The following is a 17,112-nucleotide window of genomic DNA, read 5'->3' on the forward strand; positions in this document are numbered from 1 at the left end:
TACTTCCTACTAAATAATATAGTACCACTCGTCGCTTTGCTGGAGCTCTTCTGTCTTGTGCTTGCTATTGGTGGTTGAAACGTAATCCATTTCAAGATTCTTGAGGCTGACGCGAGTGTTGGCCTCGATGGATCGCGTGATGAAGGCATTGCCGCCGATAATTGCGTTTTCGCCAACAACGGTATCTCCGCCGAGAATGGATGCTCCCGCGTAAATAGTGACGTTGTCTTGAATGGTGGGGTGACGCTTTTTGCCGGAGAGCTTTTGTCCGCCGCGAGTTGAAAGTGCGCCGAGCGTGACGCCTTGGTAAATCTTGACGTTCTTGCCGATGACTGCGGTTTCGCCAATCACGATGCCTGTGCCGTGATCGATAAAGAAGTATTTGCCGATGGTTGCACCCGGATGGATGTCGATGCCCGTTTTGGAATGGGCATATTCGGTCATGAGTCGCGGGAGAACCGGAACGTGTAAAAGATAAAGTTCGTGGGCGATGCGGTAAATGGTTGTCGCCATGAGACCGGGGTAGGCAAGGATAATCTCGTCAAGGCAACCGGCAGCAGGGTCGCCGTCAAAAGCGGCGTGTAAATCGGTTTCCAAGAATTCGCGAATTTGCGGAATCTTGGCGAAAAATTCCTTACAAATTCTATAGCTTTCAATTTTGCGCTCGTCCGAGGTCATGGAACCGCGCAATTTACAGTAATCCAGCGCAATTGCCACCTGTTTGTGGAGGTGGTAGAACGTATCTTCGATAAGAACTGCAAAGCTGTTCTTGGGATTGTAAATCTTATGCGAACGATCTCTGAAGTGTCCAGGATAAACGACTCGAATCAGATTTTGCAAAATTGTCTGGATTTCGGCCTGGTCGGGTCGATTGTAAATATCGATATTGTCGATATGCTTGCCGCGATTGTAATCGTCGAAAATAATTTGTACGGCTTTTTCAACTTCAGATTCTTGGATAAGTTCGTGCATAAGTCAAATTTGTTGAAAGAGTATTACGGCGTTCACTTCGACAAGCTCAGTGAACTTGTTTAGGTCCCTGAGCCTGCCGAAGGGCCGTCTTTGTCTAACCTACGCGAATGTCTTCAACGCTCTTACGAGGGCGTCGATGTCATCCGGTGAGTTGTACAATGCGAGAGTGGGGCGCACGGTACTTTCGTAGCCGAAATGGCGGAGAACCGGCTGAGCGCAGTGATGCCCGGTGCGTACGGCAACGCCATATGCGTCGAGTCTCTTGCCCACTTCTTCGTCGGAATAACCGTCGAGCTTGAAGGCAAGCGCAGATGCCTTGTTGAGTGCGGTTCCCACAAGGTGGAGACCCTTGACTGTCTTCAATTCCTTGAGGCCGTACTGCAACAGTTCATGTTCCCAGCGGAATACGCAGGGCATCCCGATTTCAGTGAGGTACTGGAGGGCTGCACCGAGGCCAACAGCGTCGGCGATGCTTCCGGTACCTGCTTCGAATTTGTTCGGAATTCCGTTGTAAATCGTGCGTTCGAACGTTACGTCCGCAATCATGTTGCCGCCGCCATGGTAAGGTCTTGCCGCTTCGAGCAATTCCTTCTTGCCATAGACAACGCCGATACCGGTCGGTGCAAACACCTTGTGTCCAGAGAACACGAAGAAGTCTGCATCGAGGGCTGCAACGTTTACCGGGATGTGAGCGATGGACTGAGCGCCGTCAATGAGGATTCTCACGCCGTGTCTATGAGCAATGGCAATGAGTTCTTCAATCGGGGTCACAGTGCCGAGCACGTTCGAGACGTGCGTCACGGAAACGAACTTGGTGCGCTTCGTGAACAAAGCTTCGTAATCGTGGAGCTTGAGCTGACCAGTAGAATCGCACGGAATCACCTTGATGATGGCACCCGTTTCTTCGGCAATGAGCTGCCAAGGAACGATGTTGGCGTGGTGTTCCAAAATGGAGACGATGATTTCGTCACCCGGCTGGAGCGTCGGCTTCACGTAGGCGTTTGCAACCAAGTTAATGGCTTCGGTCGTACCGCGAACGAAAACAACTTCCTGAGAAGACGGAGCTCCGATAAAGTCACGAACAATGTTGCGTGCATTTTCGTAGGCGTCTGTCGATGCGGCAGCAAGCGTGTGAGCGCCACGGTGAACGTTGGAGTTTTCGTTTTCGTAGTAGTACTTGAGGCGGTCAATGACGACCTGCGGGCGCTGCGTCGTTGCACCGTTGTCGAGCCAAACGAGCGGATGACCGTTGATCTGCTTCGAAAGAATCGGGAAGTCCGAACGGATCTGGGCAAGAGTCTTGGAACCGATGCGGATCGATTCGTTGCGGGAATTCGAGCCGCTGTTTGCAGAACCCGTCTTCACAGAATCGCCACCGAGGGACGTCGGAGCGTCGATTGGGCGCGCGTTCTGGGCAGCCTGCGTCTTGGACACGACCTTCGGGGAGTAACCCTGAGCCGGTGCGGGGGCTGTCGGAATATCGCTCAGCTGCGATGCAAACTGCGATTCGGGAACCGCAGGAGCTTCAACCGTGTTGAGCCAGGTGTCTGTAGAACTTCCGCCATAGGCAAACGGAGCCGAGGATGTCGGCTGGTCGCCATAGGTCGCAAAGGGGTGTTCCCAGTCGAAGGCTGGAGTCTGGCTGATGGCTGCGGCACCCTGAGCTGCACTGACGCCCTGAGCGGCAGATGCATTCTGCGCTTCGGGAGCGGCGGGGGGTGCTGCATATGCGCTATCCGTCAAATCCGGGAAATACGCATTTGCCAATTGCTCCAGTTCAGCCGCATTGGGAACTCCAGCGAGTTCTTCCAGCGATCTGGTTTCTGGATTATTCGTAGTCATAGTATTCGCCAACCTCGACATCTTCTAACACGGCGATAGCGTCGTCTGCGAGAATTGCGGCAGAGCAGTACAGAGACAAGAGGTAAGATGCAACGCCCTTGTTGTCGATACCGCGGAAACGCACAGAGAGGCCACGGGAGTGTTCGTTCTTGAGACCGGCCTGGAAGAGACCGATAACGCCGCGCTTGGCTTCGCCAGTACGGACGAGGAGAATATTGGTCTTGCCACCCTGAGACTTCGGGTTCTTCACGCCATCGACAAGGAGCTTGTCGGTCGGAACGAGAGGAATGCCGCGCCAGGTGAGGAATCTGCTACCGGCGAGGTCTACAACGACAGGCGGCACGCCACGGCGGGTGCATTCACGGGCGAATGCGGCAATAGCACGCGGGTGGGCGAGGAAGAAGGACGGTTCCTTCCAAACCTTGGAGATGAGTTCGTCGAGATCGTCCGGAGTCGGGCGGCCGTCGGCACGGAGCGGCTGGATGCGCTGGGAATCGGCCACGTTCTTCAGCAGGCCGTAGTCATCGTTGTTGATGAGCTGGCTTTCCTGACGTTCGCGGAGAGATTCGATAGCGAGACCGAGCTGTTCCTGAACCTGATCATACGGGGAGCTGTAAACGTCTTCGATAGCGGTGTTGACGTTGATGATCGTGGAGATGGAGTTGAGCTTGTATTCGCGCGGTTCGGTTTCGTATTCGACGTAGCCTTCCGGGATAATGTCAGACTTCTTGGTAGCGCTGCAAAGAACGTCGAGCGGTGTCTGGCCTTCGACGACCTTGTTCACGCGGAAAAGACCTGTTTCGAGACCCTTGAATTCAAGGAACTTGGTGAGCCACTTGGGCGTGAGCGCGCCAAATTGCGGCTTGGTCTTGGTGACGTTCGCCAGGTTGTAAGCGGCCTTGGCGCCGAGGGCATTAATGCCCGTGTTCTTTTCTGCTTCATTTGCCATAATGGTTTACCTCTTATTGTTAGTTGTGTTTAAAACTATTTTCCTAGTATTTAGATGTGAATATTAGAAAATAATAAGCTTATTTTGTTGTTACGAGAATCTGCCCTTGTCGAAAAATTTTTTTGACATAGCTTTTCCCTATTCAATGCCCTACGTTATAACCAAGCGCCTTCGTGTGAGAACATGATATCTTTCATCGCGTCGATACCGCCCTTTAAGTTGTACAGAGGACCGGTGTAACCCGCTTCGCGCAAGGTGTTGATGGCAAGTTCGCTACGCTTGCCTTGTTTACAAATGAAAATCGTATCCTTATTTGGATCGAGTTCCTTTTGTCTGCGAACGAGCTGTCCGATAGGAATCACGATGGCGTTCGGGAAACGCAAAATCGCGCGTTCGTGCGGCTCGCGGACGTCAACAATTGTGATGTCGTCGCCGTTGTCGATGCGCTTGGCGAGTTCTTCGGGCGTGAATCCTTCCACTGGAGTTTCGTTTGTGGTCTTCAATCCGCAAAGGTCTTCGTAGTCGATATCTTCGACGTTTGTGATTGTCGGATTGTTACCGCAAATCGGGCAATGGCAATCGCGTTCGACCTTGAAAATTCTCGAAGATAAGTACAAACTATCCACGTGGAGAATTTTGCCGTTCAGGTGTTCACCGATGCCCAAAATGAGCTTGAGCGCTTCGTTTGCCTGGATGCTGCCGATGATTCCCGGGAGCGGGCTGATGGCACCGCCTTCTGCGCAGGAGGGGATGAGCCCTGCCGGCGGAGGGGATGGGTATTGGCAACGCAAGCATGGACCGCCATCCAAGTTGAAAATGCCGACTTGGCCTTCGAACTGGTAAATCGCGCCGAACACAAGCGGAATGCCGTGCAGAGCGCAAGCGTCGTTGATCAGGTAGCGAGTCTTGTAGTTGTCCGTGCAGTCAATAACGAGATCGTAGCCTTCAATTTCGGCTTCGATGTTCGATGCGTCGAGCTGTTCCCTGACGGCTTCAAAGACGATATTCTTGTTGATGTTTTTGACTTTGTCCTTTGCAGAGGCGACCTTCGGACGCTTGACGTCGCGTGTGCCGTGCAATACCTGGCTTTGCAAGTTTTCGAGCGAGACTTCGTCGAAGTCGATGGCCTTGATGGTGCCAACGCCTGCGGCGGCGAGATACTGGATCACCGGAGAGCCGAGTGCGCCAACGCCAATGACGACGACTTTTGCGGCCTTGATGCGCTTTTGGCCCTTGACGCCGATGTCTTTGAGCATCAGGTGCTTGCCGAAGCGTTCAATTTCGCTATCGTCAAAAGCGACTTCCTTGCGTCTTTCGTCAGAAATCAAGCTTTCGACGTGTTTGCTTTGCGATTCTTCAATCGGTGCGCCGCCTGCGATGGCGGGCAAGAGCAAAATTTCAGAATCGTCTTCAAGTGTGGCGTCCCAGAGTGTATCGACGTTCAAATTCTTGCCGTTGAGGTATATTTTGATGAAACTTCTGAGCTTGTTGTTTTCATCAAAAAGGACTTTTTCTCCTTCTGGATAAGTACTTATTAAATTGGCGAGAGCCTTTCTAACCGTGTTTTCGGGGACGCTGACTTGCTCGTTTTTCCCGAAGAAATTCCTAAGGGTTGCTGATATATAAATTCTCACTTTTTTCTCCGTACATTAAAAAGTGTTTGCTCCGTACAAATTTTCCCACAATAGTTGTAGGATTTTTTCGTGCTGAAATATAGAACGTAAAAACGCGTTTGTCCAATACTTAATTTTTATGCGGACTTATTGATTTTTTCTATAGCTCGGAGGCTTTTTGTTGTCGTAGGTTATTACTGTTGTTGGCGGATGGGATGAAGTTGTCATCCTGAGCGAAACGTAGTGGAGTCGAAGGATCCAGTGACGTTTTTTTTTTGCGGTGTCAAGCCGGATCTTTCCGGCATCGCCTTCTTGTATTTTTTTTGGAAATGTATTATATTTACAATTATGAAAAATACCTTGTTCATTATTTTGCCCGCTCTGCTTTTTGTTGCTTGCGGTAACGATTCGTCAACTTCGGCTAATAATTCGAATGATGATATTTCATCTAAATCCAGTAGCAGTCAAATGTCTGTTTTGTCATCGTCAGACAAGGTTGCTGATGTGATTGGGAACTCCATGACGGACTCTCGTGACGGGCAAAAATACAAGATTGTGAAAATTGGTTCGCAGGTTTGGATGGCTCAGAACCTGAACTACGAAATGGCCGACAGCTACTGCTACGAAAATTATGCCGGCAGTTGCACCAAGTACGGCCGCCTTTACACGTGGGCGGCGGCCATGGACAGTGCTGGTATATGGAGTACGACCGGCAAGGGTTGCGGATATGGCAAGATATGCTCGCCGACATACCCTGTTCGCGGTGTGTGCCCTAGCGGCTGGCACCTGCCGACCCAAACGGAATGGAACACCCTGTTCACGGTGGTGGGCGGATCATCGGTAGCCGGGGAAAAACTCAAGTCTACATCAGGTTGGTATAATAATGGCAACGGCACGGATGGTTTCGGTTTCTCGGCACTCCCTGCAGGCTACAGGCGCTACTATGGATTCAGCGGCGGGAACAACTGCGCTGGCTTCTGGAGTGCCTCTGAGCACGATAGCAACGACGCCTACTACATATACTTGAGCATCGACAATGTCGGTGCGTACCTGGAATTAAGCCTCAAGGACAACGCGTTTTCAGTTCGTTGCCTGAAGGATTAGCAACAAGGGACTCCACAGGAGTCCATTAGAAAAACGGATAGCCTTTGGGCTATCCTAAATGTTTTAGAATAAATCGCTATGTGAGCCTGTTGCTGTTAAACTCAAAATGAGTTCATTGTCCTTGTACTTGTATATCAGTAACCAGTCGTTTTGAATGTGACATTCTCGGTATCCGTTCCAATTAGATACCAGTGGATGGTCCTTGTATTTTTCTGGGAGAGGCTCGCCTTTTGCAAGAATCTCAATGACGGTTCGCAACAAATTTATGTCACGTCCTCTCTTTTTTGCCAATTTGTATTCTTTCTTGAAACGAGAGGTGTATTCGATTTGATATGCCATCTATTCCTTCGCATCAAGATCAGCAAATAGAGCTTCTACGGAATCGAACTTCTTTGCGTTCGGATCGTTGAGCATGGCTTCGCTTTCTTTGATGGCGGCGGTTAATTCATCGGATGGTTTCTTTTTCATTTGATGCTGAATCATCAATCCGTCGATAAAGGCGTCGATGATGGCAAGATATTCCTCAGGCACTTTTCTGATTTTTTCTTCGATTTCAGAATATGTCATAAAAGCCTCCGGAAAAACAGACTTCATTAAAATATATTTTTTCCCTTGAGCGTGAACTTTGGTGTTGCTTGGCATTATCCTTTTAGACCTCTTTTTTTTAAGTTCGAGGTAAATCTACAAACGGAAATCTCAAAAAACGGAATCAGCCTAAATTTTGCAACCAACCGTTAGCAAGAATGATGGAAAAATATTTTTACAACAGAATCTCTTAACTCATTTCCTATAGCTTTTCACATCCACGACTTCGCCGTTTTGCACAGACATGATGACGTATTCGAGGCCGGGGACCATGTATTTTTCGTCTTCTTTGGAGAGAATGGCGGGGCAGTCGGGGTGCGAATGGTAAATGCCGACAATCTCAAGGCCGCGGACTTCAAGTTCTTGCTCCAAGTGGTAAAGATATAGCGGGTCTATTTTGAAGTGGACTGCTTTTTGCCCTTGAAACTGGTTCTCGGCTTCGCGAATTTCGGTGACTTCGATTTCGCCCCTTTCGGACTTTTTACCCACCAAAATGCCGCAGCATTCGTTCGGATATGCTTTTTTGGCTGCTAAAACCATTTGTTCATAAATGTTTTTACTATATTTGGCCATCATTAAAATTTCCCCTATAAAAAAGCGCCCCCGGAATCGGAATTTCAGAAGGATCCCAGGGGCGCCACTTGTACGGAGACCTTTTACCCTATCACCAAGCCTTCGTTCGTGGCGTTGTCGCCTTCGATATGGAACGAATTGAGCACCGGATTTTCACGATCCATCAGCGAAAGAATCAAGTAGCTTGCCTTGCTGTCGAAAGCGAGGCGCTTGTCTTCTTGCGACGGGCGCGACGGGGACTCGGGGTGGGAATGCCAGTTACCAAGCGGGGATAGGTCGTTTTGGCGCATATCCTTGATGGCGGCTAAGTGTTCCTTGGGGTCAAGCGAAAAGTGCTCATTGGAATGGTCAATATTCGTGAGCAGGTAAATCTTTTCAATATGCTTGTCGTTCCCCTCAATTTTCCCGGCAATCAGCCCGCAAGCCTCTTCGGGGAGGTTCTTCTGGGCATGCTCCAGGATTTTTTGATAATTATCTTTTGAAATTGTAATCATTGAAATTCCTTAGTGCTTCATCTCACAGACGGCTTGTTCGTAGTCGATCAGATGGTCAATCGTCGGGTGGTCACCGCAGACTGCGCAATCCTTCGTGTTCGTCGGGAGCTTGATCTTGCGGAATTCCATTGTGAGCGCATTGTAGGTGAGCAAGTAGCCCGTGAGCAAATTGCCAACACCGAGAATGTACTTGACGGCTTCCATGGCCTGGAGGCTTCCGATAACACCGCCCATAGCGCCGATCACGCCTGCCTGCTTGCAAGTCGGCACGGCATCTTTCGGAGGGGGTTCCTTGAAGACGCAGCGGTAGCACGGACCTTGACCCGGAACGTACGTCATGAGCTGCCCCTGGAAGCGGATAATGCCCGCGTGAGAGAACGGCTTCTTGGCCATGACGCAAGCGTCGTTGATGAGGAACTTTGCCGGGAAGTTGTCGGTTCCATCAATGATAAAATCGTAATCCTTGATGAGGTCCATGATGTTTTCGCTAGTGACGAACGTGTGGTACGTAATCACCTTGACATCCGGATTCATCGCTTCCATCGTTTCCTTGGCGGACTGCACCTTGGGCTTGCCCACGTCCTTTGTCGCGTGGATAATCTGGCGCTGCAAATTGGAAAGGTCAACGACGTCTGCATCGGCAATGCCGATGGTGCCAACGCCTGCGGCAGCGAGGTACATAGCGACAGGAGCACCGAGGCCACCTGCGCCAATGACAAGCACCTTGGCGTTCAAAAGCTTCTTCTGGCCCTTTGCGCCCACTTCCTTGAGGATGATGTGGCGGGAATAGCGTTCGAGTTGTTCGTTAGTAAAAGCCATTACTGACCACCTCCCATGAAGTAGAGGAATTCGACGTTGTCGCCGTCCTTGAGGGCGGTTGTTGCGAAATTGTCGTTTTCAACAAATTCATCGTTCAGGGAAACGGTCACGTATTGCGGTGTTTCGACCTTTTCTTGTTCAATGAGTTCTGCGACGGTGAGGCCGTCTTTAACTTCTTTCTTGTTTCCTGCAACAGTAATAATCATGTTTGAAATTCCTTTTTGGTTAAAAATTATTGGTTAGTCCCCGACTTTTTTCACAAAGAGCGTAAAGGTTCCGTCCTGATTGTCGTTGAGCTTGAGGATTTCGTGACCTTCTTCCTTGAGGCTGCGCGGCACATTCTGCACCGGTTCGCCGTCGTTCAGGCGGATTGCGAGAATCTGACCTTCGTCAAGTTCTTCGATAGCGACTTTAGCCTTGACAAATGTAGTGGGGCATTTGACGTCGGTGACGTCGACGGTATCGTCTACTTTAATTTCTTCTGACATTTTTTATCTCCGTACTTTAATTTTGATGCTAAATATAGAACGCGTTTTTTAACTTGTCCAATACTTAATTTTTATGCTGAGTTATTGAAATTTTCTATAGGTTGCTCGCGGATTCTTCGACTACGCTGCGCTTCGCTCAGAATGACACCTTTTGGGGGCTGTCCTTCTACGAAATTTGCTTTATAGCTTGTTCGAAATCTTCCTTGAGGTCGGCAATATCTTCGATGCCTACGCTGATGCGGATGGAACCTTCGAATACGCCTGCGTTTTCTTTTTGCAGTTTGGTACTGTGCGTGAAAATCGTGCTATCCGGGTGGATGACGAGTGTGCGCAAGTCGCCAATGTTCGTGGCTATTGTAGCGTATTTCAAGTTGTTGATGAGCTTGAAAGCCTTTTCCTTGGAGCCTGCGTCAATCGAGATGATGGCGCCGCCCTTGCCGTTAAACTGCTTTTGAACGAGATCGTAATAGGGATTGCCTTTCAATGCGGGGTAGTTGACCTTGATGCCTTCGAAACCCTGCAAAAATTCAGCGAGTTGCAAGGCGTTATCGCAAAGGCGTTCCATGCGGAGTCCGAGAGTTTCAAGCCCGAGCGAGTTCAGGAATGCGGTAGCGGGTGCGAGACAACAACCAATATTGCGCCAGACACCGTTGCGGAGCTTCGCGAGGTACGCAAACTTGCTAAAGCGCTTGTATTCTTCCAAGCCCTTGTATTTGGTGTAATCCCACTTGAATTTTCCGCTATCGACGATGATGCCGCTGATGGCACTGCCGTTTCCGTTGATGTACTTGGAAGAGGAGTGGACAACGATATCTGCGCCAAAGTCAAAAGGATGAACAAGGTAAGGAGTTGCCGTCGTGCTGTCGACAATCAGCGGGACGCCTGCTTCGTGTGCGACATCTGCAACGCTTTGAATATCAACGACATTGAGTTTCGGGTTGCCGATAAGTTCTGTAAAAACTGCCTTGGTCTTATCGCTCAATTGCGAACGAACGCTCTCAGCGGTAACTTCTGTGACGTAACGGGTTTTAATGCCGAATGCTTCCAAATCATGGAACAAGTCAATCGTGCCGCCAAACAATGCCGTACTTGCAATAACTTCGTCGCCGGACTGCAAAATGTTCAAGAGCGACATCGTCACGGCAGCCATGCCCGACGAGCAGGCTATGGCTCCAATGCCCTTTTCAAGAGATGCAATGCGCCTTTCGAAAGAATCTGTCGTGGGGTTTCCAATGCGCGTATATGCAAAACCCGGAGCCCTATTGTTAAAAACAGCTTCGAGTTTCTCTGCGGATTCTTGCGAAAATGCACTGACTTGATAAATAGGGGTAAGCGTAGAGCCGGTACTTCGTTCACTTTCAAAATTATGATGCAATAAAGTCGTATTAAAATCCATTCAACATTCTCCGTACATAATCCTATAAATTTTGTGGGTAAATATAGAACGCAAATGTGTAATTGTCCAATACTAATTTTATATGGCTTTTAATAGGTATTTTCTATAGGAAAGAGGTTTTTGGTTGCTATAAAAAAAACTCGCTCAGCTATTGAACGAGGTGCTTCTATAACTAGGATTTTGTTACTTTATTTGCGCTTTGAAATGCTTAATTTTTCTCGTAAATCTGGTCGAAAATCCCATACTCGGAAAAGTGCGTCTTCTGTGCATTTTCCCAACCGCCAAAATGCTCAATCGTAATCAGATTGACATTCTGATCGAATTCTTTGTACTCGTCAAGAATCGCCTTGTTTGTCGGACGGTAATGATGCTTTGCCGCAACATGCTGCGCTTCGTCAGAGTATAGATAATTCAGGTATTCCGTCGCAAGTTTACGTGTGTTGCGCTTGTCTACAATCTTGTCTACAATCGCGACAGATGGCTCTGCTAAAATGCTCACACTCGGCATCACGATTTCGTAATCCTTAGGATAGTCCTTGAGCGAAAGGAACGCCTCGTTTTCCCAAGATAGCAACACATCGCCCTTGTGCTCTTCAATGAACGTATTTGTAGAACCGCGCGCCCCCGAAGCGAGGTCAAGAACATTCTGGTATAGCTTCTTCATGAATCCCTTGATTTGCGCTTCGTCGCCGTTGAACTGCTTTTCTGCATAAGCCCAGGCCGCGAGATAATTCCAGCGCGCACCGCCCGAAGTTTTGGGATCTGGCGTGATGATGCCGATGCCGTCCTTGACGAGATCGTTCCAGTCCTTGATTTTCTTGGGATTCCCCTTGCGCACGAGAAACACAATCGTCGAAGTGTAAGGAGCGCTGTTGCGCGGGAATTCCTTGATCCAGCCGTTTTCAATAAGCCCTGCGTCACGGACAATGTCCACGTCGTATTCCAGCGCGAGCGTGACCACATCCGCTTCAAGCCCGTTCACCACCTCAAGCGCCTGCTTGCCCGAACCGCCATGAAACTGCGTGATCTTCACATCTTTGCCGGTAGCCTCTTTCCAATGCTTCATAAAAATATGATTGTAATTGGAATAGAATTCACGCGTCGGGTCGTAAGACACGTTGATAAGCGAGTTGTTCTCAATCTCGGGAGCCTTTTCCGAACTGCAACCGAAAAAACAACCCGCGCCCACCACCAGCGCCACCGCAAAAACCGTCTTGAAAAAATGCAGATTCATAGTGAAATTCCTTCTTATTGAGAATGATAGTAATATTTTATTCCCAATATGTTTGTTTTTCTTGCGCATGGTAACAAAATGTGTATTATTTTCTTATTTTTATTGTAATCCAATTATGTCTGAAACAGAGCAAAAACAATACTGGACAATGAAAATTAAGCCACATGAAAAACTGTGGCATATTGATTTCAAGGAAATCTGGCATTACCGCGACCTGATAGAACTGTTCGTCAGGCGCAATATCGTGGTGCAGTATAAGCAGACCATACTGGGGCCGCTTTGGTATCTGATACAACCCATTTTGACCGTTATCATGAATATGGTGGTGTTTGGAAATATTGCTAAGATGAGTACCGACGGGATGCCCCAGGCCTTGTTTTATATGGCTGGCAACATCTGCTGGTTCTATTTCTCTAACTGTCTGAACCAGTCGTCAAACACTTTCGTAGCCAACCAGAATATGTTCGGCAAGGTCTATTTTCCCCGTTTGGTGGTGCCCATCGCTGTGGTGATATCCAATCTGTTGCGATTTGTCATTCAGGTAGGACTCTTTGTGGTGCTCTATCTCTATTTCTTTGTGAAGGGTGCTCCGATTGCCCCTAATTGGACTATTCTGCTTACTCCCCTCTTGGTCATGATGCTGGCTGGCCTTGGTCTTGGCTTTGGAATTCTGATCTCCTCGCTTACCACGAAGTATCGCGACTTCACGATTCTCTTCACTTTTATCGTCCAACTCTGGATGTATGCTACGCCTATTGTCTATCCACTCAGCATGGTGGAAGAAGGGCCCCTACGCACACTGATTATGGCCAACCCGATGACCTCCATTATCGAGGCTTTCAAGTATGCCACGTTGGGACAGGGCTATTTCTCATGGTTCGCCTTAGGCTATAGTTTCTTGTTTATGAGTGTACTGCTGCTATTCAGCGTCGTTATATTTAATAAGGTACAACGTAATTTTATGGATACTGTATGAAGGCTATTGAGTTTAATCATGTAGGCAAGCAATATCGCTTGGGGCTGGTATCCACAGGTACCTTCAAAAATGACTTGAGTCGTTGGTGGGCCATGAATGTCTTGGGCAAGGAAGATCCCTTCCTGAAGATTGGCGATACCAACATACGTTCCACGAAGGGCGACAGCGATTTTGTATGGGCGCTGAAGGATATCAATTTCAGTGTGGAGCAAGGCGATGTAGTAGGCATCATTGGCAAGAATGGCGCAGGTAAGAGTACCTTGCTGAAATTACTCTCTCGTGTGACTGCTCCAACCGTTGGCGAGATTAACGTCTGCGGTCGTATTGCCTCACTGCTTGAAGTAGGTACAGGCTTCCACCCAGAGATGACAGGTCGTGAGAACATCTATATGAATGGTGCCATCATGGGCATGACCAAGGCAGAGATTACCCGCAAACTCGACGAAATCGTTGATTTCTCTGGTTGCGAGCGTTATATCGACACCCCCGTCAAGCGCTATTCGTCGGGTATGAAGGTGCGCTTAGGGTTTGCTGTTGCCGCTCATTTGGAGCCAGAGATTCTGGTAGTTGATGAGGTACTGGCCGTAGGCGATGCCGAATTTCAGAAGAAAGCTATCGGCAAGATGCAGGATGTGTCGAAAGGGCAAGGAAGGACTGTTCTTTTTGTAAGTCATAATATGGCTGCAGTCCGTAGTCTCTGTCAGAAGGGTGTCGTCCTTCGCGATGGCATGACGGCTTTCATCGGCACAGTCGATGAAGCCGTCAATCATTATATGGAATCATCTACCTCTCAAGCGGAGGAACAGAAACTGATGACCGATTGCATCCAAGAATGCAAGAGTTTCTTGAAAATTAGCGAAATCCAGATAAACAACACGCCATATAACTTCACATCCCTCAACCATGGTCAGGAAGTATTTGATGTGCTTGTCAAGGGTAATACCAGTGAACCCATGAGGTGTGACATCAAGTTGGTCATAAAAAAGTTGGATGGAACTCCAATGGCATGTTATATGGAAGGTCGTTATAAAGGGCATCTTAACGATATTCCACCTAGTGAATTTGCCATTGAGCGCCACATTCGTCTTCCCAAATACATGGCTGATGGCGCTTATACCATAGACATGGCTTTATACGAACCCAATTGTCAGGTGTTTTTTAAAGCGCCCAATTGCCAGACCATCCGTGTTGAAGGTTTTTATGACCAATTTGCGCACCCAATCAACCTTTCAAGGGATGGTTTTTGGGGCCTGGAATCAGTATAATTAATAATTTGATAGACATTAGTGATGGAATATAGAATTTACTATCCTCAAATACCAAACATGGGTGATTTGCTTAATAAAGACATGCTTGAGTCTTTATTTCAAATTAAAGTTCAAAGAGTAAGTAAAAAAGAAAGTAATATATTTGCCATTGGCAGTTCTTTATCATCTGCACTTCGACTTCGTGCGCTGTATTCAGTCAATTTTAAAAGACAAATAAAACAAGTAATAATAAAATTATTCAATATTGATCCTTTTTATATTTGGGGAACTGGTTTCATGGATTATAATACTAAAGAAGAGAATATAGTTCAATTTAGAAATCTTAAGTTTTTATCATTGAGAGGAAATCTTTCTAAAAATAGAGTTGAGAGAGTTTTAGGAGAAGATCTTAATATACCTACAGGTGATGGAGGATTGCTTGTTGACAGATGGATTGGTGAAAAACCGCCAAAGAAATATCGTTTAGGAATTATTCCTCATTACAAAGAAAAGGATTCGCCATTTGTTGGTGAAATGAAGAAAAAATATTCTGATTCAGTAATCATTGATTTGGGAAAGAAGCCAATAGATGTGGTCAAGGAAATAGCATCATGTGAAACCATATTGTCAAGTAGTTTGCATGGATTGATAGTAGCAGATAGTTTTCATATCCCCAATAAGCATATACTCTTGTATCCTTATGGAGAGAGAATGTTGGGTGACGGATTTAAGTTTGCCGACTATTATTCATCATATGGATTGAAAGACAACCCTATAGATGTGACGACAACCACTTGGCCAACTATTCAGTCTATTATAGATGATTATTGCATAGAGCCTTCTGTTGTTGAAAAGAAGAAAGATGAAATCTTTTCGGTCTTCCCTAGATAAACTATATAAATAAGTCTACCTATAAATGAGTAAGATGTTATTTAGTATCATAATTCCTCATTACGATATTCCAGACTTGCTGATGCGCTGTCTGAAATCAATACCTGTATCTGAAGATATACAGGTGATCGTGGTGGATGACAACAGTCCAGATGCCGATACGTATTTGGAAAGATATCCAGAACTGTCGCGTCCTTATTTGGAGTTTATCAGAACGACAAAAGGCGGAGGCGCTGGCTATGCTCGCAATATAGGATTGGATCATGCAAAGGGTGAATGGTTGCTATTTGCTGACGCCGATGACTTCTTTGTGGAAGACATGTATGATATCATTACTTCAAATTCAGACTCAGAAGCAGATGTCATTTATTTCAAGAAAGAATCTGTACTTTCAGAAAATATTATCCAAAAAACAGATAGGGATATTAATATTGATAGGATAGTTGATAATTATTATGCGAATGGTGACGAATGGCCTTTAAAATTTATGTATTGTCCTACATGGGGCAAGATGATCAAAAGAGATTTGATTAATAAATATAACATCCGCTTTGAAGAAATAAGATACTCAAATGATGTGTTTTTCTCTTTGTTTGTAGGATATCATGCTGAAACTATTGAGGTAGTTAATAAAGTCCTTTATGTCTTGACTTCCCGCCCCGATTCGTTAGTGGCTAATTATTGTTCAAAACCAAATGAGTTAAGAATAAGGTCAGAAGTGCATTATCGTTCTGATCTGTTTTTGCATCAGCATCAAATGTGTAAGGAAAGGTCCATGAAAAAATATTTGTTACTCATGTTCAATAATGACCGGAAACTGTTCAAATACTACTTCTTTAAACTTGATGAGATTTATCCGTCAAAGTTATCGGCACTGCGGGATTTTTGCAAGAACAAACCCCTAAGATTCAAGATTAAATTCTATTTATATTCATTTTTAGTATGGACAAGGATTCTGTAAGTATTGTCGCAAATATTAAAACGATGACTCCAACGTATAGTATCATCATACCCCATAAAGGCATTCCGGATTTGCTGATGCGATGCTTGAGGTCAATACCTGTATCTGAGGATATCCAGGTGATTGTGGTGGATGACAACAGTGTGGGTGCTGACACCTATTTGGAAAGATACTCAGAGCTGTCACGCCCTTATCTGGAGTTTGTCAGAACGACTAAGGGCGGAGGAGCTGGCTATGCCAGGAATGTAGGACTGGAGCATGCTAAAGGCAAATGGCTGCTGTTTGCCGATGCGGATGACTTCTTTGTTGAAGATATGCATGACATCATCAGCTCATACGTTGATTCGGAAGCAGATGTCATATACTTCAAAAACAAGGCGGTTCTTTCGGAGAATATAAACATAGAATCAAATCGATGTTCTTGGATGAATAGAAAGATTGATCAGTGTTTGAAAGATGGTGATGAATGGCCTGTAAGATTTAAGTTGTTTGTTCCATGGGCCAAGATGGTAAAAAGGGATTTAGTTGTTAAATACAATATCCGATTTGACGAAGTAGTGTATTCGGCTGATGTATATTTTTCCATGCTTGTTGGTTATCATGCAGGAATCATCAAGGTTGCAAATATAACCCTATATGTCGTGACTTTTCGTCCCAAATCATTAAGTGCAGAATTTTGCACCAAGCCAGGTGAATTGAAAACAAGGGCAGAAGTGTTTTTCCGAGAAGAAAAATTCTTGATTAGGCATAATATCTGTAGAGTTAGGTCTATGAGAAAATATTTATTGATAATGTTGAAGAAAGACCATTCTTTATTCAAATATTACTTTTATAAATTAGACGAATTATATCCATCAAAACTATTGGCATTGCTTGATATTAGCAAAGGTACATCTCTGTTTATTAAAATCAAGTTGTATATATATTCATTGCTGATATGGGCAAGGATTCTGTGAATATTCAACAAA

General features: G+C 46.4%; 19 protein-coding genes. 6 read left to right on the forward strand and 13 right to left on the reverse strand.

The genetic code is table 11. The features are described 5' to 3' along the window. Positions 1-9 precede the first annotated feature (9 nt). The 4 genes from epsC to thiF (B9Y77_RS01305) all read right to left on the reverse strand — a co-directional run bounded on the left by epsC (position 10) and on the right by thiF (B9Y77_RS01305) (position 5,397). Positions 10-972: a serine O-acetyltransferase EpsC gene (epsC, locus tag B9Y77_RS01290; protein WP_012820017.1), complete on the reverse strand. Its 963-nt coding sequence runs from the start codon at positions 970-972 to the stop codon at positions 10-12. 99 nt (positions 973-1,071) lie between these two features. Beyond that, complete coding sequence (locus B9Y77_RS01295; RefSeq protein ID WP_085490170.1) at positions 1,072-2,814, reverse strand: cysteine desulfurase; 1,743 nt, start codon at positions 2,812-2,814, stop codon at positions 1,072-1,074. Then, a complete protein-coding gene (locus tag B9Y77_RS01300) occupies positions 2,801-3,763 on the reverse strand; it encodes a family 2A encapsulin nanocompartment shell protein (RefSeq protein WP_085490171.1) in 963 nt (320 codons plus the stop codon). Before B9Y77_RS01300 ends, B9Y77_RS01295 begins: the two co-directional genes overlap by 14 nt. Before the next feature lie 155 nt (positions 3,764-3,918). Further along, positions 3,919-5,397, reverse strand: a complete 1,479-nt coding sequence (gene thiF, locus B9Y77_RS01305) for a thiazole biosynthesis adenylyltransferase ThiF (protein ID WP_085490172.1) — start codon at positions 5,395-5,397, stop codon at positions 3,919-3,921. A gap of 327 nt (positions 5,398-5,724) precedes the next feature. On the opposite strand from thiF (B9Y77_RS01305), the gene B9Y77_RS01310 reads away from it, so the two are divergent. Next, positions 5,725-6,480, forward strand: a complete 756-nt coding sequence (locus tag B9Y77_RS01310) for a fibrobacter succinogenes major paralogous domain-containing protein (protein WP_085491411.1) — start codon at positions 5,725-5,727, stop codon at positions 6,478-6,480. 63 nt (positions 6,481-6,543) lie between these two features. Here the strand turns inward: B9Y77_RS01310 and B9Y77_RS01315 are convergent, their stop codons facing one another. The 9 genes from B9Y77_RS01315 to B9Y77_RS01355 all read right to left on the reverse strand — a co-directional run bounded on the left by B9Y77_RS01315 (position 6,544) and on the right by B9Y77_RS01355 (position 12,069). Beyond that, complete coding sequence (locus B9Y77_RS01315) at positions 6,544-6,819, reverse strand: type II toxin-antitoxin system YafQ family toxin (RefSeq protein WP_085490173.1); 276 nt, start codon at positions 6,817-6,819, stop codon at positions 6,544-6,546. After that, complete coding sequence (locus tag B9Y77_RS01320; RefSeq protein ID WP_139829234.1) at positions 6,820-7,047, reverse strand: hypothetical protein; 228 nt, start codon at positions 7,045-7,047, stop codon at positions 6,820-6,822. It lies immediately after the preceding gene. Positions 7,048-7,260: 213 nt separating this feature from the next. After that, the gene (locus B9Y77_RS01325) at positions 7,261-7,641 is read right to left on the reverse strand and encodes a M67 family metallopeptidase (RefSeq protein ID WP_085490175.1); all 381 of its coding nucleotides are present in this window, start codon (positions 7,639-7,641) and stop codon (positions 7,261-7,263) included. Positions 7,642-7,721: 80 nt separating this feature from the next. Continuing rightward, the gene (locus B9Y77_RS01330) at positions 7,722-8,132 is read right to left on the reverse strand and encodes a M67 family metallopeptidase (RefSeq protein ID WP_085490176.1); all 411 of its coding nucleotides are present in this window, start codon (positions 8,130-8,132) and stop codon (positions 7,722-7,724) included. 9 nt (positions 8,133-8,141) lie between these two features. Continuing rightward, entirely contained in the window at positions 8,142-8,951 is an 810-nt protein-coding gene (gene thiF, locus B9Y77_RS01335; protein WP_073424443.1) for a thiazole biosynthesis adenylyltransferase ThiF, read from the reverse strand. Beyond that, a complete protein-coding gene (thiS, locus tag B9Y77_RS01340; RefSeq protein WP_085490177.1) occupies positions 8,951-9,157 on the reverse strand; it encodes a sulfur carrier protein ThiS in 207 nt (68 codons plus the stop codon). The genes thiF (B9Y77_RS01335) and thiS overlap by 1 nt, the downstream gene beginning before the upstream one ends. A gap of 33 nt (positions 9,158-9,190) precedes the next feature. Further along, positions 9,191-9,439, reverse strand: a complete 249-nt coding sequence (locus B9Y77_RS01345; protein WP_012820007.1) for a sulfurtransferase TusA family protein — start codon at positions 9,437-9,439, stop codon at positions 9,191-9,193. A 166-nt stretch (positions 9,440-9,605) separates the two neighbouring features. Beyond that, the gene (locus B9Y77_RS01350; RefSeq protein ID WP_012820006.1) at positions 9,606-10,835 is read right to left on the reverse strand and encodes an O-acetylhomoserine aminocarboxypropyltransferase/cysteine synthase family protein; all 1,230 of its coding nucleotides are present in this window, start codon (positions 10,833-10,835) and stop codon (positions 9,606-9,608) included. 208 nt (positions 10,836-11,043) lie between these two features. Then, the gene (locus B9Y77_RS01355; RefSeq protein ID WP_085490178.1) at positions 11,044-12,069 is read right to left on the reverse strand and encodes a sulfate ABC transporter substrate-binding protein; all 1,026 of its coding nucleotides are present in this window, start codon (positions 12,067-12,069) and stop codon (positions 11,044-11,046) included. Positions 12,070-12,184: 115 nt separating this feature from the next. On the opposite strand from B9Y77_RS01355, the gene B9Y77_RS01360 reads away from it, so the two are divergent. Genes B9Y77_RS01360 through B9Y77_RS01380 form a run of 5 tightly spaced genes read left to right on the forward strand, consistent with a single transcriptional unit; the run spans position 12,185 to position 17,100 of the window. Beyond that, positions 12,185-13,045 carry an ABC transporter permease gene (locus tag B9Y77_RS01360; RefSeq protein WP_073424706.1) on the forward strand — a complete coding sequence of 287 codons (861 nt, stop codon included), beginning with the start codon at positions 12,185-12,187 and terminating at the stop codon, positions 13,043-13,045. Beyond that, positions 13,042-14,310: an ABC transporter ATP-binding protein gene (locus B9Y77_RS01365; protein WP_073424439.1), complete on the forward strand. Its 1,269-nt coding sequence runs from the start codon at positions 13,042-13,044 to the stop codon at positions 14,308-14,310. Before B9Y77_RS01360 ends, B9Y77_RS01365 begins: the two co-directional genes overlap by 4 nt. 60 nt (positions 14,311-14,370) lie before the next feature. Continuing rightward, the gene (locus B9Y77_RS01370) at positions 14,371-15,183 is read left to right on the forward strand and encodes a polysaccharide pyruvyl transferase family protein (RefSeq protein WP_073424438.1); all 813 of its coding nucleotides are present in this window, start codon (positions 14,371-14,373) and stop codon (positions 15,181-15,183) included. A gap of 25 nt (positions 15,184-15,208) precedes the next feature. Beyond that, complete coding sequence (locus B9Y77_RS01375) at positions 15,209-16,144, forward strand: glycosyltransferase family 2 protein (RefSeq protein ID WP_083555674.1); 936 nt, start codon at positions 15,209-15,211, stop codon at positions 16,142-16,144. Further along, complete coding sequence (locus B9Y77_RS01380; RefSeq protein WP_073424436.1) at positions 16,126-17,100, forward strand: glycosyltransferase family 2 protein; 975 nt, start codon at positions 16,126-16,128, stop codon at positions 17,098-17,100. The genes B9Y77_RS01375 and B9Y77_RS01380 overlap by 19 nt, the downstream gene beginning before the upstream one ends. Positions 17,101-17,112 lie beyond the last annotated feature (12 nt).

This window comes from Fibrobacter sp. UWB13 (genome assembly GCF_900177805.1).
In the GTDB taxonomy this organism is placed as follows: Bacteria; Fibrobacterota; Fibrobacteria; order Fibrobacterales; family Fibrobacteraceae; genus Fibrobacter.

Bases quoted from the DNA above. Each gene is read 5' to 3' on its own strand.
- epsC (WP_012820017.1), bottom strand. From the start codon at position 972: ATGCACGAACTTATCCAAGAATCTGAAGTTGAAAAAGCCGTACAAATT.
- B9Y77_RS01295 (WP_085490170.1), bottom strand. From the start codon at position 2,814: ATGACTACGAATAATCCAGAAACCAGATCGCTGGAAGAACTCGCTGGA.
- B9Y77_RS01300 (WP_085490171.1), bottom strand. From the start codon at position 3,763: ATGGCAAATGAAGCAGAAAAGAACACGGGCATTAATGCCCTCGGCGCC.
- B9Y77_RS01310 (WP_085491411.1), top strand. From the start codon at position 5,725: ATGAAAAATACCTTGTTCATTATTTTGCCCGCTCTGCTTTTTGTTGCT.
- B9Y77_RS01315 (WP_085490173.1), bottom strand. From the start codon at position 6,819: ATGGCATATCAAATCGAATACACCTCTCGTTTCAAGAAAGAATACAAA.
- B9Y77_RS01320 (WP_139829234.1), bottom strand. From the start codon at position 7,047: ATGACATATTCTGAAATCGAAGAAAAAATCAGAAAAGTGCCTGAGGAA.
- B9Y77_RS01325 (WP_085490175.1), bottom strand. From the start codon at position 7,641: ATGATGGCCAAATATAGTAAAAACATTTATGAACAAATGGTTTTAGCA.
- B9Y77_RS01330 (WP_085490176.1), bottom strand. From the start codon at position 8,132: ATGATTACAATTTCAAAAGATAATTATCAAAAAATCCTGGAGCATGCC.
- thiF (WP_073424443.1), bottom strand. From the start codon at position 8,951: ATGGCTTTTACTAACGAACAACTCGAACGCTATTCCCGCCACATCATC.
- thiS (WP_085490177.1), bottom strand. From the start codon at position 9,157: ATGATTATTACTGTTGCAGGAAACAAGAAAGAAGTTAAAGACGGCCTC.
- B9Y77_RS01345 (WP_012820007.1), bottom strand. From the start codon at position 9,439: ATGTCAGAAGAAATTAAAGTAGACGATACCGTCGACGTCACCGACGTC.
- B9Y77_RS01350 (WP_012820006.1), bottom strand. From the start codon at position 10,835: ATGGATTTTAATACGACTTTATTGCATCATAATTTTGAAAGTGAACGA.
- B9Y77_RS01355 (WP_085490178.1), bottom strand. From the start codon at position 12,069: ATGAATCTGCATTTTTTCAAGACGGTTTTTGCGGTGGCGCTGGTGGTG.
- B9Y77_RS01360 (WP_073424706.1), top strand. From the start codon at position 12,185: ATGTCTGAAACAGAGCAAAAACAATACTGGACAATGAAAATTAAGCCA.
- B9Y77_RS01365 (WP_073424439.1), top strand. From the start codon at position 13,042: ATGAAGGCTATTGAGTTTAATCATGTAGGCAAGCAATATCGCTTGGGG.
- B9Y77_RS01370 (WP_073424438.1), top strand. From the start codon at position 14,371: ATGGGTGATTTGCTTAATAAAGACATGCTTGAGTCTTTATTTCAAATT.
- B9Y77_RS01375 (WP_083555674.1), top strand. From the start codon at position 15,209: ATGAGTAAGATGTTATTTAGTATCATAATTCCTCATTACGATATTCCA.
- B9Y77_RS01380 (WP_073424436.1), top strand. From the start codon at position 16,126: ATGGACAAGGATTCTGTAAGTATTGTCGCAAATATTAAAACGATGACT.